Source organism: Pseudomonas sp. BF-RE-25 (assembly GCF_019956105.1).
Taxonomy (GTDB): domain Bacteria; phylum Pseudomonadota; class Gammaproteobacteria; order Pseudomonadales; family Pseudomonadaceae; genus Aquipseudomonas; species Aquipseudomonas migulae.
The window spans coordinates 142,620-163,805 of the sequence record NZ_JAHBDB010000066.1; the positions used below are offsets into that span (position 1 = coordinate 142,620).

At 60.7% G+C, this 21,186-nt stretch carries 21 protein-coding genes; 10 read left to right on the plus strand and 11 right to left on the minus strand.

What is annotated here, in order from left to right:
- The first annotated feature begins 82 nt into the window (after positions 1 to 82).
- The 5 genes from hflK (KGB24_RS25150) to cfaB all read left to right on the plus strand — a co-directional run bounded on the left by hflK (KGB24_RS25150) (position 83) and on the right by cfaB (position 7,415).
- Positions 83 to 2,041 carry a protease modulator HflK gene (gene hflK, locus KGB24_RS25150; protein WP_223415551.1) on the plus strand — a complete coding sequence of 653 codons (1,959 nt, stop codon included), beginning with the start codon at positions 83 to 85 and terminating at the stop codon, positions 2,039 to 2,041.
- Positions 2,038 to 3,078, plus strand: a complete 1,041-nt coding sequence (hflC, locus tag KGB24_RS25155; protein ID WP_032828679.1) for a protease modulator HflC — start codon at positions 2,038 to 2,040, stop codon at positions 3,076 to 3,078. The genes hflK (KGB24_RS25150) and hflC overlap by 4 nt, the downstream gene beginning before the upstream one ends.
- Positions 3,075 to 4,133, plus strand: a complete 1,059-nt coding sequence (hflK, locus tag KGB24_RS25160) for a protease modulator HflK (RefSeq protein WP_223415535.1) — start codon at positions 3,075 to 3,077, stop codon at positions 4,131 to 4,133. Before hflC ends, hflK (KGB24_RS25160) begins: the two co-directional genes overlap by 4 nt.
- Positions 4,130 to 6,040 (plus strand): cation-translocating P-type ATPase, encoded by a 1,911-nt coding sequence (locus KGB24_RS25165; RefSeq protein ID WP_192417776.1) that lies wholly within the window; start codon positions 4,130 to 4,132, stop codon positions 6,038 to 6,040. Before hflK (KGB24_RS25160) ends, KGB24_RS25165 begins: the two co-directional genes overlap by 4 nt.
- A gap of 190 nt (positions 6,041 to 6,230) precedes the next feature.
- Positions 6,231 to 7,415 carry a C17 cyclopropane fatty acid synthase CfaB gene (cfaB, locus tag KGB24_RS25170; RefSeq protein WP_223415536.1) on the plus strand — a complete coding sequence of 395 codons (1,185 nt, stop codon included), beginning with the start codon at positions 6,231 to 6,233 and terminating at the stop codon, positions 7,413 to 7,415.
- Here cfaB and cls read toward each other — a convergent pair.
- The gene (gene cls, locus KGB24_RS25175) at positions 7,412 to 8,851 is read right to left on the minus strand and encodes a cardiolipin synthase (RefSeq protein ID WP_223415537.1); all 1,440 of its coding nucleotides are present in this window, start codon (positions 8,849 to 8,851) and stop codon (positions 7,412 to 7,414) included. The genes cfaB and cls overlap by 4 nt on opposite strands.
- Positions 8,852 to 8,983: 132 nt before the next feature.
- Here cls and KGB24_RS25180 point away from each other — a divergent pair, with 132 nt between their 5' ends.
- A complete protein-coding gene (locus KGB24_RS25180) occupies positions 8,984 to 9,505 on the plus strand; it encodes a DUF3617 domain-containing protein (protein WP_008027488.1) in 522 nt (173 codons plus the stop codon).
- Between the two features lie 79 nt (positions 9,506 to 9,584).
- On the opposite strand, the gene KGB24_RS25185 is transcribed toward KGB24_RS25180, so the two are convergent.
- The 7 genes from KGB24_RS25185 to folE2 are packed head-to-tail and all read right to left on the minus strand — an operon-like array spanning position 9,585 to position 15,724.
- On the minus strand, positions 9,585 to 10,490 hold the full coding sequence (locus tag KGB24_RS25185; RefSeq protein ID WP_008027486.1) for a His/Gly/Thr/Pro-type tRNA ligase C-terminal domain-containing protein: 906 nt from the start codon (positions 10,488 to 10,490) through the stop codon (positions 9,585 to 9,587).
- Between the two features lie 22 nt (positions 10,491 to 10,512).
- Positions 10,513 to 11,850: a dihydroorotase gene (locus KGB24_RS25190; protein ID WP_223415538.1), complete on the minus strand. Its 1,338-nt coding sequence runs from the start codon at positions 11,848 to 11,850 to the stop codon at positions 10,513 to 10,515.
- A 2-nt stretch (positions 11,851 to 11,852) separates the two neighbouring features.
- Positions 11,853 to 12,413, minus strand: coding sequence for a DapH/DapD/GlmU-related protein (locus KGB24_RS25195; RefSeq protein ID WP_150630614.1), 561 nt, complete (start codon positions 12,411 to 12,413; stop codon positions 11,853 to 11,855).
- On the minus strand, positions 12,410 to 13,285 hold the full coding sequence (locus KGB24_RS25200; protein WP_008041352.1) for a metal ABC transporter substrate-binding protein: 876 nt from the start codon (positions 13,283 to 13,285) through the stop codon (positions 12,410 to 12,412). Before KGB24_RS25200 ends, KGB24_RS25195 begins: the two co-directional genes overlap by 4 nt.
- An 11-nt stretch (positions 13,286 to 13,296) precedes the next feature.
- On the minus strand, positions 13,297 to 14,163 hold the full coding sequence (locus KGB24_RS25205; protein WP_192417763.1) for a metal ABC transporter permease: 867 nt from the start codon (positions 14,161 to 14,163) through the stop codon (positions 13,297 to 13,299).
- Positions 14,163 to 14,831, minus strand: a complete 669-nt coding sequence (locus tag KGB24_RS25210) for a metal ABC transporter ATP-binding protein (protein WP_223415539.1) — start codon at positions 14,829 to 14,831, stop codon at positions 14,163 to 14,165. The genes KGB24_RS25205 and KGB24_RS25210 overlap by 1 nt, the downstream gene beginning before the upstream one ends.
- Positions 14,828 to 15,724 carry a GTP cyclohydrolase FolE2 gene (folE2, locus tag KGB24_RS25215; protein ID WP_223415540.1) on the minus strand — a complete coding sequence of 299 codons (897 nt, stop codon included), beginning with the start codon at positions 15,722 to 15,724 and terminating at the stop codon, positions 14,828 to 14,830. The genes KGB24_RS25210 and folE2 overlap by 4 nt, the downstream gene beginning before the upstream one ends.
- 85 nt (positions 15,725 to 15,809) lie before the next feature.
- Here folE2 and KGB24_RS25220 point away from each other — a divergent pair, with 85 nt between their 5' ends.
- A complete protein-coding gene (locus KGB24_RS25220; protein ID WP_223415541.1) occupies positions 15,810 to 17,006 on the plus strand; it encodes an N-acetylmuramoyl-L-alanine amidase in 1,197 nt (398 codons plus the stop codon).
- On the opposite strand, the gene KGB24_RS25225 is transcribed toward KGB24_RS25220, so the two are convergent.
- Complete coding sequence (locus tag KGB24_RS25225) at positions 17,003 to 17,380, minus strand: glutamine synthetase (protein ID WP_207284987.1); 378 nt, start codon at positions 17,378 to 17,380, stop codon at positions 17,003 to 17,005. The two genes, KGB24_RS25220 and KGB24_RS25225, sit on opposite strands and share 4 nt — an antisense overlap.
- Positions 17,381 to 17,524: 144 nt before the next feature.
- On the opposite strand from KGB24_RS25225, the gene zigA reads away from it, so the two are divergent.
- Together zigA and KGB24_RS25235 are read left to right on the plus strand one after the other, a co-directional pair.
- Positions 17,525 to 18,733, plus strand: coding sequence for a zinc metallochaperone GTPase ZigA (gene zigA / locus KGB24_RS25230; RefSeq protein WP_223415542.1), 1,209 nt, complete (start codon positions 17,525 to 17,527; stop codon positions 18,731 to 18,733).
- Entirely contained in the window at positions 18,733 to 19,392 is a 660-nt protein-coding gene (locus KGB24_RS25235; RefSeq protein WP_223415543.1) for a DUF1826 domain-containing protein, read from the plus strand. Before zigA ends, KGB24_RS25235 begins: the two co-directional genes overlap by 1 nt.
- Before the next feature lie 4 nt (positions 19,393 to 19,396).
- Here the strand turns inward: KGB24_RS25235 and KGB24_RS25240 are convergent, their stop codons facing one another.
- Positions 19,397 to 19,753, minus strand: a complete 357-nt coding sequence (locus KGB24_RS25240) for an NADH:ubiquinone oxidoreductase (protein ID WP_223415544.1) — start codon at positions 19,751 to 19,753, stop codon at positions 19,397 to 19,399.
- 27 nt (positions 19,754 to 19,780) lie between these two features.
- Here KGB24_RS25240 and KGB24_RS25245 point away from each other — a divergent pair, with 27 nt between their 5' ends.
- Positions 19,781 to 20,746: a CobW family GTP-binding protein gene (locus KGB24_RS25245; protein ID WP_223415545.1), complete on the plus strand. Its 966-nt coding sequence runs from the start codon at positions 19,781 to 19,783 to the stop codon at positions 20,744 to 20,746.
- On the opposite strand, the gene KGB24_RS25250 is transcribed toward KGB24_RS25245, so the two are convergent.
- Positions 20,743 to 21,156, minus strand: coding sequence for a DUF3301 domain-containing protein (locus tag KGB24_RS25250; RefSeq protein WP_008027461.1), 414 nt, complete (start codon positions 21,154 to 21,156; stop codon positions 20,743 to 20,745). The two genes, KGB24_RS25245 and KGB24_RS25250, sit on opposite strands and share 4 nt — an antisense overlap.
- Between the last annotated feature and the right edge of the window lie 30 nt (positions 21,157 to 21,186).

Consider the following 21,186-nt stretch of genomic DNA (forward strand, 5'->3'; position numbering starts at 1 on the left):
AAGAGATTTAGTACGAAAATTTCACGGCTTTCGTTATATCGTAACGAATTGCGACGTGAGCAAAGAAAATCACTGGGGTGGTATGCAAGTCGATCTCGAGATTGAGGGCGCAACGGTAGCCGGGCTGCCGCGCTTTCAGCAGGCAGTCTTTCAAGGGCGGCGATTGCGGCAGTTGGCAATCGGCCTCGGCGCGCTCGCAGGGGCAGGCTGGGTGCTGGCGTTTTTCGTCGGGCTGTTTGCACCGCAGTCGCTTTGGCCTGCGGTGCTGGTCAATCAGAGCGCCGGTTTGCTGGTGCTGGTCGCCGGGCTGCAATCGGCGTGGTGGGTGACGCAGTGGCGTGAAATGGCGATGAACCCGGCGATGCTCCCTGTGGAAGTCGTCGCTGAATCGCCGTCGGAGGGCTGGTATGAACGGCTGCTGGAGCGGATCAGCCAGCGATGGTTGCGGTTGCTGGCGCAGATCGGCGCTTCGACGCTGTGGCTTGGCGCTTGGGCGCTGCTGGTAGTGTTCAGCATCAATCAAGTCTGGAACCTGGCCCTGCCTCCCGCTGCGCTCGGTTTTTCCGCGAGTGTCGCGGCGGCATTGTCGTTACTGCTGGCCTTCGGTTTGCTGGTGCTGGAGCGACAACTTGCCCAGGAAAATGTGGCCCAGTGGCCCGAAGCAGGTTCGCTGGCGCAGCTGACGCGCGTGGCAATCATCTGCCTTGTGCTGAGCGCGCTGTGCCTGTTGTTCGGCAGCGAGGCGTCGGTTTGGCCGGTACGTCTGGCTGTACTGATTGGCCTGCTGCCGGGTCTGGTCGCGGTCGAACTGCTGCTACGCGCGGTGTTGTCACTGTTCAGTCCGCAGCGTGAACAACTCGAACCTGCGTTGCTGGCGCGAAGTTTCGTCGCCGACATGCTGCGCTGGCCGCCCCAACCGTTGCTGGTGCTGCAACACGAATTACATAACCGCTTCGGCATCGATCTGCGGCAGATCTGGGCCTTCACTTACATGCGCCGGGCATTCGTTCCGGTGCTGGCGGTGGTGGCACTGGTCGGTTGGTCGCTCACCGGCATTCACGAAATTTCCCTGCAAGGGCGGGGCATCTATGAGCGTTTCGGTAAGCCGGTGGAGGTCTTTGGCCCCGGTTTGCACGCAGGTCTGCCGTGGCCGCTGGGTCGAGTGTTGAGTGTCGAGAACGGCGTGGTTCACGAGTTGGCCACCAGTGTTGGCGAAGCGACGGCGCCGATTGTGGCTGAACCAGCTGAAGGTCCGGCGCCGACGACGGCCAATCGCTTGTGGGATGCCAGCCATGTGAATGACAAGTCTCAGGTGATTGCCAGCAGTCGCGCCGACAAACAGAGCTTCCAGATCGTCAACATGGACGTGCGTTTTGTCTATCGCATCGGCCTCACGGATCAAGCGGCGTTGGCCGCGACGTACAACAGCGCCAACGTGCCGACACTGATCCGCAGCACCGCCAGCCGGATTCTGGTGCACGACTTCGCGTCTCGTACCCTTGACTGTCTACTCGGTGAGGACAGGGTAGGGCTCGCCGAAGAGATTGGCCGCGCGGTGCAGGCTGACCTGGAAAAGCTCGACAGCGGCGTGGAAATTCTCGCGACCGTGGTTGAAGCGATTCACCCACCGGCCGGCGCGGCCAACGCTTATCACGGTGTGCAAGCGGCGCAAATTGCTGCGCAGGCCCTGATCTCGCGTGAGCGCGGCGCAGCTGCAGAGGCCACTAATCAGGCGCAATTGCAGGCCAGCATCGCACGGGATCAAGCGACGGCCAGCGCGCGTGAAATCAATGCGGCTGCGCAAGCGGCCGATCTGAAATTCAGCGCCGAGCAAAAAGCCTACGCCAGCGCGGGCCAGGCTTTCGTGCTGGAACAGTATTTCAGCCAGCTCTCCCAAGGCCTGACCAACGCCAGGTTGCTGGTTCTCGATCATCGTCTGGGCGGCAGCGGTAACGCGCCGACCATCGACCTCCGTACTTTCACGCTGCCGGTTGACCCTGCATCGGCGCGTAAAACTGCTCAGCCAGGAGCTGCCAATTGAGCCAGTCGCACACTCACGATCACGATGATCACGCCGGCCACGATCACGGCCATGGCGGGCATCACCACGGGCATCACCATCACCACCACGGCGATCCGCAGGAAGCGGGTCCATTCCCGTGGCGGCGCATGGGGTGGGCGGCGTTGCTGGTGGCGTTTGCCATCGCCGCCGCGAGCCTGGTGCAGGTGCGCTCCGGCGAAGCCACGGTGATCACGCGCTTCGGCAATCCGTCGCGGGTGTTGTTGGAGCCGGGGCTGGGCTGGCGTTGGCCCGCGCCTTTTGAAGCGGCGATTCCGGTCGATCTGCGTCTGCGCACCACATCCAGTGGTTTGCAGGATGTGGGCACGCGCGACGGTTTACGCATCATCGTTCAGGCTTACGTGGCGTGGCAGGTACAAGGCGATCCGGACAATGTGCAGCGCTTCATGCGCGCCGTGCAGAATCAGCCGGACGAAGCGGCGCGGCAGATTCGCACCTTCGTCGGCTCGGCACTGGAAACCACGGCCAGCAGTTTTGACCTGGCCAATCTGGTGAACACCGATGCCAGCCAGGTACACATCGCTGATTTTGAAGCGCAGTTGCGTCAGCAAATCGATCAGCAGTTACTCGCCACGTATGGCGTTCGTGTGCTGCAAGTCGGCATCGAACGATTGACCTTGCCGTCGGTAACCCTGACCGCCACCGTCGATCGCATGCGCGCCGAGCGTGAAACAATCGCCACCGAACGCACGGCCATCGGCAAACGTGAGGCAGCGCAAATTCGCTCTGCTGCCGAGCGTGATGCGCGAATCGTCCAGGCCGATGCCACGGTAAAAGCTGCCGACATCGAAGCTCAATCCCGGGTCGAAGCCGCACAGATTTACGGCCGCGCTTACGCGGGTTCGCCGCAGCTGTATAACTTGCTGCGCTCCCTCGACACCTTGGGCACCATCGTCACGCCTGGCACCAAACTGATTCTGCGCACCGATGCCGCGCCGTTCCGGGTGTTGGTTGACGGTCCGCCGACGCTCGATAACAAGTCCGGATCGCAGCCATGAGTTTGGTTCCACGTGGAACAATTGAGTTAAGCAGCCCCTGGATTCAGGCCGGGCGATTGGCTTTTCTCGCCCTGTATGCGGTGACAGTCTTGGCCGCGTTGGCGTGGGCATTCTCCAACGTGCGGCAAATCGACCCGCAAAATCGTGCGGTGGTGTTGCACTTTGGCGCGCTGGATCGCATTCAGAATGCCGGTCTGCTGTTGGCGTGGCCGAGGCCGTTCGAGCAAGTGGTTTTGTTGCCGGCGGCAGATCGGGTGATCGAGCGTCGGGTCGATAATCTACTGCGCAGCGATGCCGCGTTGCAGGCCGACCGAGCAGCCACTTTCGCCACGCCGCTCAGTGATGCGCTGGCAGGTTCCGGTTATCTGTTGACGGGTGACGCGGGTGTGGTGCAACTGGATGTGCGGGTGTTTTACAAAGTCACTGAACCGTATGCGTTCGTTGTTCAAGGTGAACACGTGCTGCCGGCACTGGATCGCCTGGTGACTCGCAGCGCCGTGGCACTCACCGCCGCACGAGATCTGGACACCATCCTGGTGGTGCGCCCTGAGTTGATCGGCGCGGATAATCAAGCGGCGGAAAGACGCGAACGCCTGCGCGGGGATTTGGTACAAGGCATCAATCAACGTCTCGCGCAATTGACCGCAACGGGGCAGGGATTGGGGGTCGAAGTGGCGCGCGTGGATGTGCAGTCGAGTCTGCCAGGACCTGCGGTCAATGCTTTCAACGCCGTTCTGACCGCAAGTCAGCAAGCCGATAAAGCCGTGGCCAATGCCCGCACTGAAGCCGAGAAACTCACCCAGGCCGCCAACGAGCAAGCCGACCGTGCGCTGCAAGTCGCCCACGCTCAAGCCAGCGAACGGCTGGCCAAAGCCTCCGCCGACACGGCCACGGTATTGAGCCTGGCCAAGGCGCAACAACAAGGCACCGACCCGCAAATGCTGTTGCGCATTTACCGCGAGCGCTTGCCGAAAATCCTCGGTCAGGCCGGCTCGGTGACCACGGTTAATCCGAAAGACGATTCCCGCCTGATCATTCAGGGAGCTGCACAATGACCGCCCAAACTGCCGCCGCACCGAGCATGTTGTCCTCGGCCGAACAACGCAGCGCTGCACGCCAACTGACCCTGGCCATGCTCGCGCTCGGCTTGCTGGCGCTCGGTTTGATCTGGCGCTGGTGGTCGCCGGAGCAGACGGGCGTCAGTCAATTGCTGCTGGGTTTTGCCTCGTTGCTGGTGGCCGTGCCGGTGATGCGTTCGGCCTGGTACAGCCTGCGTTATCCCAGCTTGCACGGGATCACCGATCAGTTGATTGCGTTGGCGATGTTGGGTGCCTGGGCGACTGGCGATCTGCTGACCGCTGCGTTATTGCCGATCATCATGATCTTCGGCCATGTGTTGGAAGAGCGCAGCGTGATCGGTTCCCAGGAGGCGATTCACGCACTCGGCAAACTGACACGCAGCCATGCGCGCAAGGTTCAGGCGGATGGCTCCATCGTCGAAGTCGACAACGGCACACTCAAGGCTGGCGACCGCGTGGAGGTCCGCGCCGGTGATCGAGTGCCGGCCGATGGTCGTGTGCTCTCCGGTCAGGCGAGTCTCGATACCGCATCGATCACGGGCGAGTCGGTGCCGGTGGAGGCGGGCGTCGGCATGACGGTGTTCGGCGGGGCGATCAACCTTGATGGCTTGCTGCGCATTGAAGTGACCCGTACCGGCAACGAATCGACTCTCGGTAAAGTCATTGCACTGATGCAAAGTGCCGAGCGTTCCAAGCCGCCAATCACCCGCTTGCTGGAGCGCTACGCTGGCAGCTACATGGTGCTGGTGTTGTTGCTGGCCGCAGTGACCTGGTTCATCACCAACGATGCGCAAGCGATGCTCGCGGTGTTGGTGGCAGCCTGTCCGTGTGCGTTGGTGTTGTCGGCACCGGCCACGGCGATTGCCGGTGTCGCGGTTGCTGCACGACACGGGATTCTGATCCGCAGTTCGGCGTTTCTCGAAGAGCTGGCGGATCTGACGTCGCTGGTGGTCGACAAGACCGGGACGCTGACCTTCGGCACCTTGCGCCTGCAATCCATCGACAGTCCGCTGGAAGATCGCAACCACGTGTTGAAACTGGCCGCCAGCCTGGGTTCTGCCAGCAGTCACCCCGTCAGTCGCGCGCTCGCCGGGTTGGTTACTCAGGAACATTTTCTGCTGCTCACGGACATTCACGAACGTCAGGGCCTGGGCGTGGTAGCGATGACCGAACAAGGCGAAGCAGCACTCGGGCGACCGGAGTTGTTCGCGCAATTGGCGATCGCCACTTCAGCCGTTCCTGAACACGATGGCCCGATCGCCGGGTTGGCGCTCAACGGTGAATTCCTGGCCTGGCTGTTGCTCGCGGACAGCGTCAAACCTGAAGCGCGGTTCGCCTTGAGTGAGTTGCGTGAACTCGGGTTGGGCCGGCAATTGTTGCTCACTGGCGATCGCCAAAGCGTCGCGAATACGTTGGCCCTGGATGTCGGGATCAGCGATGTCGAAGCCCAGGCCTTGCCCGAGGACAAACTCAACCGTGTGCTGAAAGAAATCGGCAGCGGCTTCCGGCCGATGGTGGTCGGGGATGGCATCAATGATTCGCTGGCACTCAAGGCCGGTGTGGTGGGCGTCGCCATGGGTGCGGGCGGTGCGGATATTGCCTTGGCTTCAGCCGATATCGTGCTGATCGGCAGCGACCTGCGTCGGCTCGGCACTTGCGTACGTTTGAGTCGCCAATGCCGGCAGACCTTGCAGGTCAACGTGATCATAGGTCTGGGCTGGACACTGGCAATTGTTGCTTTCGCTGCCTTCGGCTGGCTCGGTGCGGCAGGGGCGATGATTGCTGCGCTGCTGCATAACCTGAGTACGTTGCTGGTTTTGGGCAACGCCGGGCGGCTGCTGCGTTTCCAAGAGCCGTTGCTCAAGATGAAGGAAGACGTCTGAGGGATGTGAACATTTCAGAACTGTGCGCGAAATTCGCAGTCATCTAGTGTGAGGGCAATCACTTCTGCGAATTTGCGGCGCTTGATTCAAGCGCTGCAAATCATAGAAGACGGCTATTAAATCGATAGCCTGCTATTTTTCAAGGATGGTCTACCCTCACATCAGACGTCTGAAACAAGGGGGATATTCCATGCTCGCGCAACTTCCACCGGCCTTACAGAATCTGCAGTTACCGCTACGCCTGCGACTCTGGGACGGCCATGAAATTAATCTGGGGCCGACGCCCAGCGTCACGATTGTGGTCAAGGACCCACAAATGGTTACCCAGTTGACTCATCCCAGCCTCGATGCGCTCGGAGCGGCATTCGTTGAGGGCAAACTTGAGCTGGAAGGCTCCATCAGCGAGGTGATCCGCGTCGTTGATGAATGGAGTCAGGCCTTGCTGGGCGACATCGACAGTCAGCCTGTTCGCACTCCCCACGACAAGGAAACCGACGCGAAGGCGATTTCCTATCACTACGACCTTTCCAACGCGTTTTATCAGCTGTGGCTCGACAGTGACATGGCGTATTCCTGCGCCTATTTCGAGACCGGCAGCGAAACGCTTGAGCAGGCCCAGCAAGCCAAGTTCCGCCACCTGTGTCGCAAACTACGCCTGCAACCTGGCGAGTATCTGCTGGATGTCGGGTGTGGCTGGGGCGGTTTGGCGCGCTATGCGGCGCGGGAGTTTGGCGCGAAGGTATTCGGGATCACACTGAGCAAAGCGCAACTGGCCCTGGCCCGTGAGCGGGTGAAGGAGGAAGGCCTCGACGATCTGGTCGAGCTGCAACTGCTGGACTACCGCGATCTGCCCCAGGACGGGCGCTTCGACAAAGTGGTCAGCGTTGGCATGTTCGAACATGTGGGGCACGAGAACCTGGCCGAGTACTGCAAAACCCTGTTCGGCGCGGTGAAAGAGGGCGGCCTGGTGATGAACCACGGCATCACCGCCAAGCACACCGATGGCCGGCCGGTGGGACGTGGCGCGGGTGATTTCATCGAGAAATACGTGTTCCCCAACGGCGAGTTGCCGCACCTGTCGATGATCTCTGCCGAGATCAGCGAAGCGGGGCTGGAGATCGTCGATGTCGAGAGTTTGCGCCTGCACTACGCGCGCACCCTGGACCATTGGAGCGAGCGCCTGGAGGACAACCTGGAAGCGGCCGCCCGGCAGGTGCCGGAGCAGGCCTTGCGAATCTGGCGGCTGTACCTGGCAGGATGTGCTTATGCATTCGCCCGGGGCTGGATCAACCTGCACCAGATCCTTGCAGTGAAAGCCCACCCCGATGGCAGTCATGAACTGCCCTGGACCCGCGACGACATCTACAACCCTTAAAGTATCGGTGAAATAAGCCGGGCGATCCGCATGCCGACCTGTTGCAGGCGGCGGGTCTCCCGGCTTTCTTCTTTGGCGACTTCATGCGCCTGGTCGAAGTCGTCGTTGAGCATCTGTTCCACCTCGCCGGCAAACACTCGGTCGACAGTCAGCAACATCACTTCAAAATTCAGCCGGAACGAACGGTTGTCCATATTGGCGCTGCCGATGGCGCTGATTTCGCTGTCGATCAACACCACTTTCTGATGCAGGAAACCGGGCTGGTAGCGGAATACCCGCACACCGGCGCGCACGGCTTCGAAGGCATACAGGCTGGAGGCGGCGTAGACGATGCGGTGATCCGGTCGTGAAGGCAGCAGCAATCGCACATCCACGCCGCGCAGAACCGCCAGCCTCAAGGCGGCAAACACCGCTTCATCGGGGATGAAGTAGGGGCTGGTGATCCACACCCGCTCGGTCGCCGCGTGAATGGCTTCGACGAAGAATAACGAACAGGTTTCGTAGGAATCTGCCGGTCCGCTGGCAAGCAATTGGCAGAGTACGCCGTTGTCCGGATACGCGTCCGGCAGTATTAACGGCGGCAAGGAGCGCGCTGCCCAAAACCAGTCTTCGGCGAAGGACTCCTGCATGCACGCCACCACCGGCCCGCGCACCCGCACGTGGGTATCGCGCCAAGGGGCGAGGGGTGGTTTCTCGCCCATGTATTCGTCGCCCACGTTATGCCCGCCAACGAAGCCCAACACGCCGTCCACCACGACGATCTTGCGATGGTTGCGGAAGTTGACCTGAAAGCGATTGAGCCAGCCGCTACGCGTCGCGAAGGCTTTGACCTCGACACCGGCATCGCGCAACGGCTGCACATAACTGTGGGGCAGGGAGTGGCTGCCGATGCGGTCGTACAGTAAATAAACGGCGACGCCTTCGGCGGCTTTTTTCAGCAACAAGGTTTGCAGGCGTTGGCCCAGACGGTCGTCGTGGATGATGAAAAACTGGATCAGCACGGCTTCCTTTGCCTGGCTGATGGCCTCGAAGATCGCCTCGAAAGTGGCGTGGCCGTTGATCAGCAGGCTGACTTCATTGTTCGCCAGGCAGGGCATGTTGCCCAGTTTTGGCATCGCCCTCAATGATGCGTAGGCGCTGGAGGCACGGGCGGTCAGTGCTTCTTCGACCCACGGGCGCCAGTTCAAATCGGAGATGGCCTTGCGCATTTCCTCGTTGGCCTGTCGCCGTGCCTTGATGTAGCCATCGAAGGTGCTGCGGCCGAAGACCAGATAGGGAATGAGCGTGAGGTAGGGAATGAACAGCAGCGACAAGGCCCAGGCGATCGAGCCCTGAGCGGTCCGAACGGTCAACACGGCATGAATGGCGGCGATCATGCCTAACGAGTGCAGCAGGGCGATCAGGTAACCGAAAATGTGCGGTCCAAAGTAATCCATGGGGGCAGCCTTGCTCCTGAAGATTCAGTGCTTAACAGACCATGTTCCGTGCAGAATGTCGCTATTTAATTGGCCCATGAACCGAAGCTCGTGGCTGACGTCTAACGGCCACTATCGATCAGGAGTTACTCAATGAACGTTCGTCTGCTGGGTTTGGCCGTAGCTTTAGGTTTAGCACTTCCGGTGGCCGCTCAGGCGCAGATGCTGCAGCCGGGTTTGTGGGAATTGACCTCGAGCAACATGAAAGTCGATGACCAGAACCTGCCGGATCTGCAACTGATCCTCGGCCAGATACAGAGCCAGATGACGCCTGAACAGCGTGCGCAGCTGGAGAAGCAGGGCATCACCATGGGTGGCAAGGGGATCCGGGCTTGCCTGACGCCGGAGCAAGTGAAGACCGACAACATTCCGCTGACGGATCCACAATCGGGCTGCAAGCAGGAAATCACCGAGCGCACCGGTAACCAGTGGAAATTCCGCTTCAGCTGCCCGAAAGCGCAGGGTGCGGGTGTCGCCACATTCCTCAGTGATCGTGAGTTCACCACCAAGGTGAATGGCACGTTCAACGCTACCGGCATTCAGCAGAAGGGTAGCCTTGATACTCGCGCGGTGTGGTTGGGGCAGGATTGCGGGACAGTGAAGCCAAGGGCTTAAAAGCTTCGCGGGCAAGCCTCGCTCCTACAAGATTTATACCGTCCCTGTAGGAGCGAGGCTTGCCCGCGAAGGCGTCCGTTCAGACACCCGCAATCCCCGTTGATCTCAGCCAATCACACACCGCCTCAATGGCCATCCGGCCAAAATCCTCTCCGGTGCGACTGCGCACGCTGACAAACCCGCCTTCTTTTTCCTTCTCCCCGATCACCACCAGATACGGCACTTGCTGGCTGTGTTCGCGAATCTTGTGGCGGACCTTTTCGTTGCGCAGGTCCGCACGGGCGCGTACGCCGCTTCGGCGCAAGGCCTCGGTCACCCACTGTGCGTAATCCGTTTGGCGATCATCCATGCTCACGACCATCACGTGCGGCGGTGCCCGCCAGTCGTCCAGTTCCTCCTGGCAAGACCAGCACGTGCCATAGATCCGCTGTGGCGCAAGGCCGCTGATGTGATCGAGCGCGAATGCCTGCAACACTCTGGTTGCCGGAGCATGCGGGCCCATCGACACACATTCGAAGTCCCCGAGCAGGTAGGTCGCAAGTTTTTCCATGTACTTGGAACGCGGTGACGGCTCGCGCCGGCGGATCGAATGATTGGTCGCCGCCAGGGTCTTCATGCGCGCTTCGATGCCCGCAAGGTCGTCCGGGTTTAACGGTCGTTCAAAGGCAAACTCATAATAGAACCCGTCACCCAGTGCCGATCCGGTCTGCAATTGCGCTTTTGGATAGAGCTGTTTCACGGCCATCGCCAGCATCAATGCGCAGGAGCGGCGCAATATCTCCAGGCCATCGGGCTCTTGGGGCGTGACGATGCTGACCCGGGCATCGGCCTCGATCAAGAACTGACAGTCCACCAATACGCCGTCCACCCGGCCGGCGACAGCTGCTTTGGCAAGCCCGGGACCAATGCTCGCGGCGAACTCGTACACCGACAACGGTTGGTCGTATTCACGCAATGAACCATCGCTCAGAGTGATGTGGATCATGTCGGTGCTCTCGAGTGCTGCACTAGCGTGTAAACCGTAGCGGTAAACCCTGGCAGCTGTCATTAAGACATTTGTCGTGCCACGCCATTTGCCCCGATACCAACGTGGTGCTCACGCTGTGGCGAAAGCGCCGCTGCGCGAAGGGCGTCCAGCCGCATTGAGACAGGATCGGCTGTTGGGAGACGGCAACGCCACCAGGTTCGGGTTTGATCAACACCAGGTCGGCCCAATACCCTTCGCGCAAATAGCCTCGGTCGGGAATCGCAAACAGATCGGCGACACGGTGACTGGTCTTGGCCACAAGGGTGGTGATCGGTAGAACGTCATCCGCCACCAACTCCAGCAGGGCGGGCAGGGCGTGTTGCACCAATGGCAAGCCGGACGGTGCCTGGCAGTAGGGACGTTGCTTTTCGTCCCAGGTGTGAGGCGCGTGATCGCTGCCGATGACGTCCAGTCGATCACTCATCAGGGCCCGGCGCAAGGTGTCTCGGTCGGCCTGGGTTTTGATCGCCGGGTTGCATTTGATCAAGTTGCCGAGCGTTGCGTAGTCGCGATCGTCGAAGAGCAGATGGTGCAGACAGACTTCGGCGGTAATGCGTTTTTGTGTCAGTGGCTTGTCTTCGAACAACGCCAGTTCGCGGGCGGTGGTCAGGTGCAACACATGAAGCCGGGTGCCATGTCGCTTGGCCAGATCCACGGCCATCGAGGACGAACGGAAGCAGGCCTCGGCATTGCGGATCAGCGGATGGGCTGCGGCGGGAATGTGCTCGCCGAACAGCTCTCGCAGGTTCACCGCATTGGCGTCGATGCTGGGCGTGTGTTCGCAGTGGGCCAACAGAATCGTCGGCACTTCAGCGAATAGCCGCTCCAGAACCTTGGGATCATCTACCAGCATATTGCCCGTGGACGCGCCCATGAACACTTTTACGCCGGCCACTTCGCAAGGATTGAGCGCGGCGACGGTGTCGAGATTGTCGTTGCTCACGCCGAAGTGAAAGCCGTAGTTGGCCACCGAATTGATCGCTGCGCGGCGCTTCTTGTCGGCCAATGCTGCCAGCGTCAGGGTCGCCGGATTCGTGTTGGGCATGTCCATGAAACTGGTGATGCCGCCGGCCACCGCTGCTCGCGATTCGGTGTAGAAACTGCCCTTGTCGGGCGAGCCGGGATCGCGGAAGTGCACCTGATCATCGATCATTCCAGGCAACAACCACTGGCCGTCAGCATCGATTTCGACGGCAGCATTTTCCCCTTCGATGCTGCTCGCGATCTTGACGATGCGACCATGGCCGACCAACAGATCACCATCGAACTCACGTCCTTCATTCACCATCCGGGCATTGCGAATCAGCACGTTGTTCATGGTCAGAACTCGTTTTGCAGGGCTTTGTAGCCGCGCACCAGATCGACGTTGGTGCGCGCCACGTCTTCGGAAAACTCCGAGGCGCTGACGCTCACCGGCGGGAATTGCGACAGGTCGGTGTTGGGCCCAATGCGGGTGGTGGAGGGCACGTAGAAGTCGGCAGGCAAGTCGCGACCGTCGACCACCGAGTTGTGCCGCACCACGCAGCCATCACCGACGGCGCAGTTGAATAGCACACTGTTGAATCCGATGAACACCCGGTCGCCCACGGAGCACGGTCCATGAACGATGGAGCGGTGGGCGATCGAGCTGAACTCGCCGATCGTCACCGCCGCACCGGACTTGGAGTGGATCACCACGCCGTCCTGGATGTTCGAGTTGGCGCCAATGGTGATCGGCTCCATCTCGCCCGAGGCGTCGACTTCGTCCGCGCGAATCACCGCGTAGGGGCCGACGAATACGTTCTCGCCGATCACCACTTTGCCGCAGATGATCGCGGTCTTATCGACGTAGGCGGACTCCGCAATCAACGGCAAATCACCTGAGGGGTTCTTGCGGATCATGGCTTGCTCAAAGCCTCGTACAAGGTGTTGAGGTTGTACTCGAACAACCCGGTGAAGGTGCTCGCCGGACCGGTGGCGGCGAGCGCATCGGAGTACAGCGTGCCGCCGATGTGCGCGCCGCTTTCATCGGCAATCTGCTTGAGCAGGCGGGCATCCTTGATGTTCTCCATGAACACCGCTTTGACCTTGGCCTGGCGAATCTGGGTGATCAGCGCAGCGACTTCGGCGGCGGAAGGTTCGCGCTCGGTGGACAGACCTTGTGGCGCCATGAAGTCGATGCCATAGGCCTGACCGAGATAACCGAATGCATCGTGGGACGTCACGATCTTGCGGTTGCCCGGTGGCAGCGAACCGAGCTTGGCTTTGGCTTCGGCGAGCAGCGCGTAGATCTGTTTCAGGTAGGCCTGGCTGTTGCGTACATAGTCGGCTTTGTTCGCCGGGTCGGCGGCGATCAGCGCCTTGGTGATGTTGCTGATGTACAGCTCGGTGTTCGCCAGGTTGTGCCAGGCGTGAGGGTCGGGGACGGTCTCGCCATCTTCATCCAGCGAGCGTGGGATGACGCCGTGGCTCGCGCTGATGACCGGGGCTTTGGTCTCGGTGCTGGTCACCAGGCGGTCCAGCCACGGCTCGAAACCCAAGCCGTTTTTGATGATGAGTCTGGCCTTGAGCAATGCCTTGGCATCGTCCGGAGTCGGCTCATAGGTGTGAGCATCGGCATCGGGGCCGACCATGTTGGTGATCTGGATGTGCTCGCCACCGACCTGATGGGTCATGTCGGCGAGGATGCTGAAGCTGGTGACCACCTGCAGTTTTTCCGCCGCAGACAACGACATCGACAGCATCAAACTGAACAGCACGAGTAAAGCGCGCATCGGGAAACACCTCATTGGGATGTGAGCAAGGGCGGGCGGCGCAGCAAGCCGTGTACCGGTCCGAACACCACGGACAGCAGATACCCGCCGCCAGCCACCAGCACGATCGCGGGGCCGCTGGGCAGCGAGTAATAGAACGACAGCAACAAGCCGAGCCACACCGAGAGGCAGCCGAGCAGCCCGGCGATGGCCATCAACACGGGCAAGCGTCGACTCCAGAAACGCGACGCGGCGGCGGGCAACATCATCAGACCGACGACCATCAACGCACCAATGGCTTGAAATCCGATCACCAGATTCAGCACCACCAATGTCAGGAATACGCCGTGTGCCAGTGGACCGAGACGGCTGACGGTTTGCAGAAAGAGCGGATCGAGGGTGTCCAGCAACAACGGTTTGTAGATGAGCGCCATGGCGACAAGGCTGAGCCCTGAGACCCACAACATGCCGGTCAACGTCGGACCGTCGACTGCCAACGCCGAGCCAAACAGCAAGTGCAGCAGGTCCAGGCGTTTGCCGGCGATGCCGAGGATCAGCACGCCGCTGGCGAGGGAGATTGGGTAGATTGCGGCGAGGCTCGCGTCTTCTCTCAGACCTGTGCGGCGAGTGATCCATGCCGCGAGCCCGGCCATGCTCAGGCCTGCACCGAGGCCGCCGAAGGTCAGTGCCGGAAGGCTCAGCCCGGCGAACCAGAAGCCGAGCGCGGCGCCGGGCAGGATGCCGTGAGCAACCGCGTCGCCGATCAGACTCATGCGTCGCAGAATCAGAAACACCCCGAGCGGTGCCGTGCTGCAGGCCAACACCAATCCACCGAGCAGTGCCCGGCGCATGAACACGAACTCGTGGAACGGTTGCCAAAGATGGGCAGCGGCGAGCATCAGGCCACCTGCGTCTGTGGTTGTTGGCGGATAAGCTCGGTGCTGGAGCCGAGGACGCAGCCGCTGCTTTTGATCAGCAGCGTTTGAGGAATGTGTTGGCGCACGGCGGCGAGGTCATGACACACGACCACCAGGGTTCGACCTTCGGCGTGCCAGGCGTGGATGTTTCTCCACAGCAGTGATTGACCGAGTTCGTCGAGGGCGGCGTGAGGTTCATCGAGCAACAGCAAGGGTGCTTCGGCGAGACTCAATCGGGCGAGCAGGGCGCGCTGCAATTCGCCGCCGGAGAGGGCCATCAATGGGCGCTGCTCCAGACCGGTCAGGCACCAGTTTTCCAGCACGGCTTTAAGGCGTTGGCTTCGGACTTCGGGGGAAAGCTTGCTGCCCCAGAAACCAGCGGCGACCAACTCTTGCAGACTGATCGGGAATTGCCGGTCGAGGTTCTGTTGCTGGGGGAGGAACGAGAGTGAGCCTTTGCGTGGAACACCCAGGATCACTTTGCCGGTCAGTGGTTTTTGCAGGCCGGCGATGACTTTCAGCAGGCTGCTTTTGCCTGAGCCGTTGGCGCCGATCACGGCGGTCAGGCTGCCTTGGTTCAGTTCGAAATCTACCGGCGGCGTGAGCGGTTGCCCCGGCGCACCCCAGCGCAATGCCTCGCAGCGAATCATGCGGCCTCCCAATTCCATCGGCTTTCGGCGACGGCGTCGTGGGCGTGCAGGCTCTCGGCGTGGACGACTTTCAGGTGGAAGGCATTGATGCCGGGGGAGCGCTTCAACGCCAGATTCAAACGGCGAGCGGCGTCTTCGCAGAACATCAGGTTTTGACCATTGGCCAGCGCGAAGGCTTGTTCGTCGGCACGCTTTACCGCGGTTTGCACGGCGGTACCGAGGGCGGCTTCGGCGTCGTTGATCAGCGCAATCAGTGGCAGGTCATCGAGATAATCATCGAGACGCAGCCTCAGCTGTGCATTGCTGCGTTGGCTGTGAGGCGTGGCAACGATGCCTTTTGTGGCGCCGAGCCAAGCCAAAACATCGGCGTGTTGCAGTGGCTGGTTGGCAAAGTCGTCGACGAATTGCTGCTGAATCAACTGCCGCGCCAGTGCAGCTGAACAGGGGCAAGTTGAGGAATAGGGGATGTCGATGTTTAGTTCCACGTGGAACATCGCGTTTTTCAAACGCGCATTGATGCTGACTGGATAGGATTTCCAACCGGACAATGGACTGATCAGCGCTGGCCGTTTGAGCAGCAAATCTGCGTGAATGTTCAGGTAAGCGCTGTTGGATAAACCTTCATGGGTATCAAGAAATCGCTGCAAGACACGCCGCAACAGGGCGGGTGTCAGCCGTTCCTGTTCGAGCATTTCCAGTGCCAGGTACAGCCGCGACATATGAATGCCGCGCGCTTCCCCATCATCGAGGCTCACGCCCGCATCGGCCTTCGCGCTCAATCGTTGGCCATCGAATAAAACTGGAAGAGCAATGCCGCACATGCCCACCCATTCAAGTGGCAGGGCTTGGCGTGAGGCCTGCGCGGCGATATCCGGCAGAGTCAGCGCATTCATGAGCAGGTCCATCGTGGAAGTCGGTTCGACATGTTATGTTATTACATTAAAATCGACTACGCCTTTTTCACGAGCGGCTTTCACCATGCACAGACGTCACTTGCTCAACTTGATCCTGGCCAGCGCGGCCTTCGCATTGCCCTTCGGTGTTGGTGCCACGCAAATTCGCAACGCGCGGCTCTGGCGCTCGGATGACAAGCTGCGCCTGGTGTTCGATCTGAGCGGGCCGGTGCAGTACAAAACCTTTTCACTGAGCGCGCCTGAGCGGCTGATCATTGACCTGAGTGGCGCCAACTTCAGTGGCGACTTCAGTCAGCTGGTGCTTGGTAACACGGTGATTCGCTCGATCCGCTCCGGGCACTTTGGTCAGGGCGATACGCGGATCGTCCTCGACCTCAGCGGCCCGGTGCAGCTCAACAGCTTTTTGTTGCCGCCGCAGGACGGGCAGGGTCATCGGCTGGTGCTCGACCTGAAGACCGCGGCCCCCTTGCAAATCGCTGCAGCGCCCATTGCAGCCATCGACAAGGCTCACCCGAAACGGGACATCATCGTGGTGGTCGACCCCGGCCATGGCGGCAAAGACCCGGGCGCAGTCGGTGCCAAAGGCGAGCGTGAGAAAGACGTGGTGTTGTCCATCGCTCAGCTGTTGGCCAAACGGCTGAAAAGGGAGAAGGGCTTCGACGTGAAACTGGTGCGCAACGACGACTTCTTCGTCCCGCTGCGCAAGCGCGTGGAGATCGCCCGCAAACACAACGCCGATATGTTCATCTCGGTGCATGCCGATGCGGCGCCGCGTCTCACGGCTTCTGGCGCGTCGGTGTATTGCTTGTCTGAGGGCGGAGCGACGTCGGCCACGGCGCGCTTCATGGCGCAGCGAGAGAACGGCGCGGACCTGTTGGGCGCCACCAGCCTGCTCAATCTCAAGGACAAGGACCCGATGCTGGCCGGGGTGATTCTCGACATGTCGATGAACGCCACCCTCGCCGCGAGTTTGCAGTTGGGCAACACGGTGCTCGGCAGTCTGGCGGGCATCACCACGTTGCATCAGAAGCGCGTGGAGCAGGCAGGATTTGCCGTACTGAAATCGCCGGACGTGCCTTCGATCCTGGTGGAAACCGGCTTCATTTCCAACGCTCGCGACAGTCAGCGGCTGGTCACGGCGCGGCATCAGCAGGCCGTGGCTGACGGTTTGTTCGAAGGATTACAGCGCTACTTTCAGAAGAATCCGCCGCTCAACAGTTACATCGCCTGGCAACAAGAACAGCAAAAAGCGCAGGCCTAGCAGCCAGTGATCCGGCTGCAAGTGAACCTGGCACTGCTGCCACCGGAACTGGAAAACCGGTTGATGGTGGTCCAGCCAACCCGACGGTTGTAGCCCACCCAGGCTTCGCCGTCGGAAGCGATCCCGGTGAAGAATGTCAGTTGCCCGTAGCGACTGTTGGTTTGCGCCCAATAGCGCTTGCCCGCCCGTTCGAAGCCTCGCAAGTAGATCGTGCTGCCGACGGTGTTGACGCTGTAAGCGTTGCCGTCGGCATCCACGCAGGCCAGCAGGTTGGCGCTGCGGGTGCAGCTGGCCAGGCTCGGGATTTGCGCCCAGGCGTCTACGGCGAGCAGCAACGAAACGCTCATCAGCGTTAATTTCAAGGCAGTGCGCATGGGATTTCTCTCGGGGCGAACGGGCTTCAGCATCCTGCCCTTTGTCACTGCCGGCAAGAGGGGAGTAGTTTAATTGCATTGTTATACTATAACATTGAATTAAGCCCGACACTGCGACCGGGCATCTCCTGTGAGGACTACCTGATGCCCAATCGTCTCCCCGTGACCGTTCTGTCGGGCTTTCTCGGCGCCGGCAAAAGCACGCTGCTCAACTACGTGCTGCGTAACCGCGACAACCTGCGAGTCGCCGTGATCGTCAACGACATGAGCGAAATCAACATCGATGGCAGCGAAGTTCAGCGTGATGTCACCCTGAACCGCGCCGAAGAAAAACTCGTGGAAATGAGCAACGGCTGCATCTGCTGCACCTTGCGCGAAGACCTGCTCGAAGAAGTCAGCCAACTCGCCAGGGACGGCCGCTTCGATTACTTGCTGATCGAATCCACCGGCATTTCGGAACCCCTTCCCGTGGCGGAAACCTTCACCTTCCGCGACGAAGAAGGGCAAAGCCTGGCCGACATCGCACGTCTCGACACCATGGTCACTGTGGTCGATGGCATGAACTTTTTGCTCGATTATCAGGCCGCCGAAAGCCTCGCCTCGCGTGGCGAAACCCTGGGCGAAGAGGACGAGCGCTCGATCACCGACCTATTGATCGAGCAGATCGAATTCGCCGACGTGATCCTGATCAGCAAGATCGATTTGATCAGCAGCCGCGAGCGTCATGAGCTGATCGCGATCCTCGAGCGATTGAACTCGCAAGCCGAAATCATCCCGATGGTCATGGGCGAAATCCCGCTGAAAAAGATCCTCAACACCGGTCGTTTCGACTTTGAAAAAGCGGCACAGGCACCAGGCTGGTTGCAGGAGCTTCGCGGTGAACACGTGCCGGAAACCGAGGAATACGGCATCGCTTCCACGGCGTATCGAGCACGCAGGCCGTTTCATCCACAGCGTTTTTTCAGCTTCATCGACCGTCCATGGGTGAATGGCAAATTGCTGCGCTCGAAAGGTTTTTTCTGGCTGGCGAGCAAACCCATGGACGCGGGCAGTTGGTCTCAGGCGGGCGGTTTGATGCGCCATGGTTTTGCCGGACGCTGGTGGCGTTTCGTGCCGAAAACCCAGTGGCCGCAGGACGAAGAAAGCACCGCCGGGATCATGGAAAACTGGACCGCCGCCACTGGCGATTGCCGGCAGGAACTGGTGTTCATTGGTCAGAACATCGACTTCAACTTACTCACCACGGAACTCGACGAGTGCCTGCTGAGTGATGAAGAAATGGCGTCTGGCGTCGAGGGCTGGCGATTGTTGCCCGATCCGTTCGGCCCCTGGCATGAAGAGGAAGCCGCGTGATGCTGGCGCCGACCTTGAAGTTACGACCGGTCATTAGTCAGGTTCAGGGCGAGACGCCGCAAGCCCTCGCGCGAATTCTGGACGATGGCGTGAACCTCGCCATTTGGCAGCGCCGACTCCCGGTGCACATCGCCGATTTCGGCCGTTTGTTGCTGTCCCTGAACGAGCCATTGGCCGAGTCGCTGGTTTTGGAAATGCCCGCTGACGACACCGAGCCCAATCTGCAAGGACTGGCCTCGGGCTTCAACGATCTTGAGGGCTATGAGGGCTATGAGGGCTTTATCGCCGACGTTTCCTGGTTGGTCAGCGCATTCGCCTGTCTGTTGGGCGCCAAGCGTATCGGCGTGCGTCTACGGGTTCTGGACAAAGCCATGTGCCCGCGTTTTCACGTCGATCATGTGCCCGTGCGCTTGATCACCACGTACGCCGGAATCGGCAGCGAATGGCTGAAGGAAGGGGCAATGGATCGCCGCCAATTGAGTAAACCCGAAGCTGAACCTACGGATGATTCGCTGATCCAGCACATCGGCAGCGGTTACGTGGCTTTACTCAAGGGCGAGAAATGGCACGGCAACGAAGGCTTTGGCCTGATCCACCGCTCGCCGCAACCCGCGCCGGGCGAGCGCCGCTTGATCCTGACCCTCGACTGGTTGGGATAGCGGATCAAGGCTTGAGCCAGTTGCCCTGGCTCTGGCCTTCGCAAAACGGCTTCAGATACGCCGCGTCGGTGGCCACGCCGTAATAGTGAATATCCTGCCGGTAAGGCATATTGGTGACTTGGGCATTGCTGCACACACCGAATGCGCCGCCGGGGCATTGGTCAACGTATTGCACATCGACTTTCTGGCCTGCAAGGTTGGGCTGGCAGAACCCGTCGGCGAAGAGCTTTTCCGGGATGTTGCGGTTCTGCTGGCAGACTTTTACGTCGAGTCGCTCAGCCGTGCTATGTACTACGCAGGCCTGGGCCAGCGCCTCACCGCAAACCAGCGCCAGAAGCAACGTCCAGCCAATCAACCGCATCCTTTACCTCCTCAGAAAACACCGACCATGTTGCAGAACATTCCAACGCACGTCATTGCCGGCCCCTTGGGCGCAGGCAAGACCAGTTTGATCAAGCATCTGTTGGCGCAGCGGCCGGCGAACGAGCGCTGGGCGGTGCTGATCAACGAGTTCGGCCAGATCGGCCTCGACGCTGCGTTGCTGACCCGGGACGCCGATGGTATCGCACTGGGCGAAGTGGCCGGGGGTTGTTTGTGTTGCGTCAATGGTGCGCCGTTTCAGATCGGCCTCGGACGTTTGCTGCGCAAGGCGCGGCCGGATCGGTTGTTTATCGAGCCGTCCGGGCTGGGCCATCCGGCGCAGTTGCTCAGGCAACTGCAAGAGGCGCCGTGGCTGGGTGTGCTGGCCGTCCAGCCCAGCGTGCTGGTGCTGGATGCCCAAGCGCTGGCAGCCGGCAAACCGCTGCCTGTGACGCAGCAGGAGGCGTTGGGCAGCGCCGGGCTGTTGCTGCTGAACAAGTCGGAAAACCTCGACACAGGCGATCGTCAGCGAGTCGTCGCGCAGTTGTCGGCGCGTCGCGTGTACTGGACACAGCAGGCTGTGTTGCCGTTGAGCGAGTTGCCCGGCCTGGAGGCGAAGGCTGTGGTGGGTGTGGATAACTTCGTCCAACCCAAAGGAATGGCGCAGATGCCGACCGTCTGGACTGATCCCGAGGTGCCGATTTGCTTGAGTCAGGAGCAGGAGGGGGGCTGGAGCATTGGCTGGCGCTGGCATCCGAGCCAGACATTCGATTCCGCGCGCGTTGGCCGATGGCTTGAAAGCCTTGCCTGGCGGCGGGCGAAGCTGGTTATCCACAGCAGCGCCGGCTGGGTTTCAGCGAATGCCCTGGATAACTCGCCATTGGCGTGGCAGCCCAGTGAATGGCGCCGGGATTCGCGGATCGAGCTGATCTTCAGCGAGCCGCAGCAGGTTGATTCATTGCAGAGCGCACTGGCCGACTGTCGGTTGAATTAAGGACGCCATTTTGTGTGTTCTTGCCGCCACTGACTAAGCTCAATCACTTCAGCGCGAGGCTTCGCCACGTCGACCACCGGAGGCGTGTCGTCGAACGGCATCGGGTAGGGCGCCAGTTCGATCTGCGCGCTGTGGGCGCCGAACTGGGTGATGGTGCCGTTATGGCGGGTTTCGCCGGTCACCGTGAATTCGAAGTTATACACGCGGGCCAGGCGTCGCCGCCCGTTGGCATCCTTGATGAAGGCGATTTTTTTCAGCGCCACGTTGCCGTCCAGCAACTCGATCCCGAGCTTGACGCAATGCAGCTTGACCCGCTCCAGCGCGCGCTCGCGCAAGCCATGGTTGTGCCACAGCCACGCGCCGCCAGTGGCGAGCAGCATCAGCACGAAGATATTTCCGAGGGTCAGCATCAACAGGGTGCTCCAACTAGATAGTGTCAG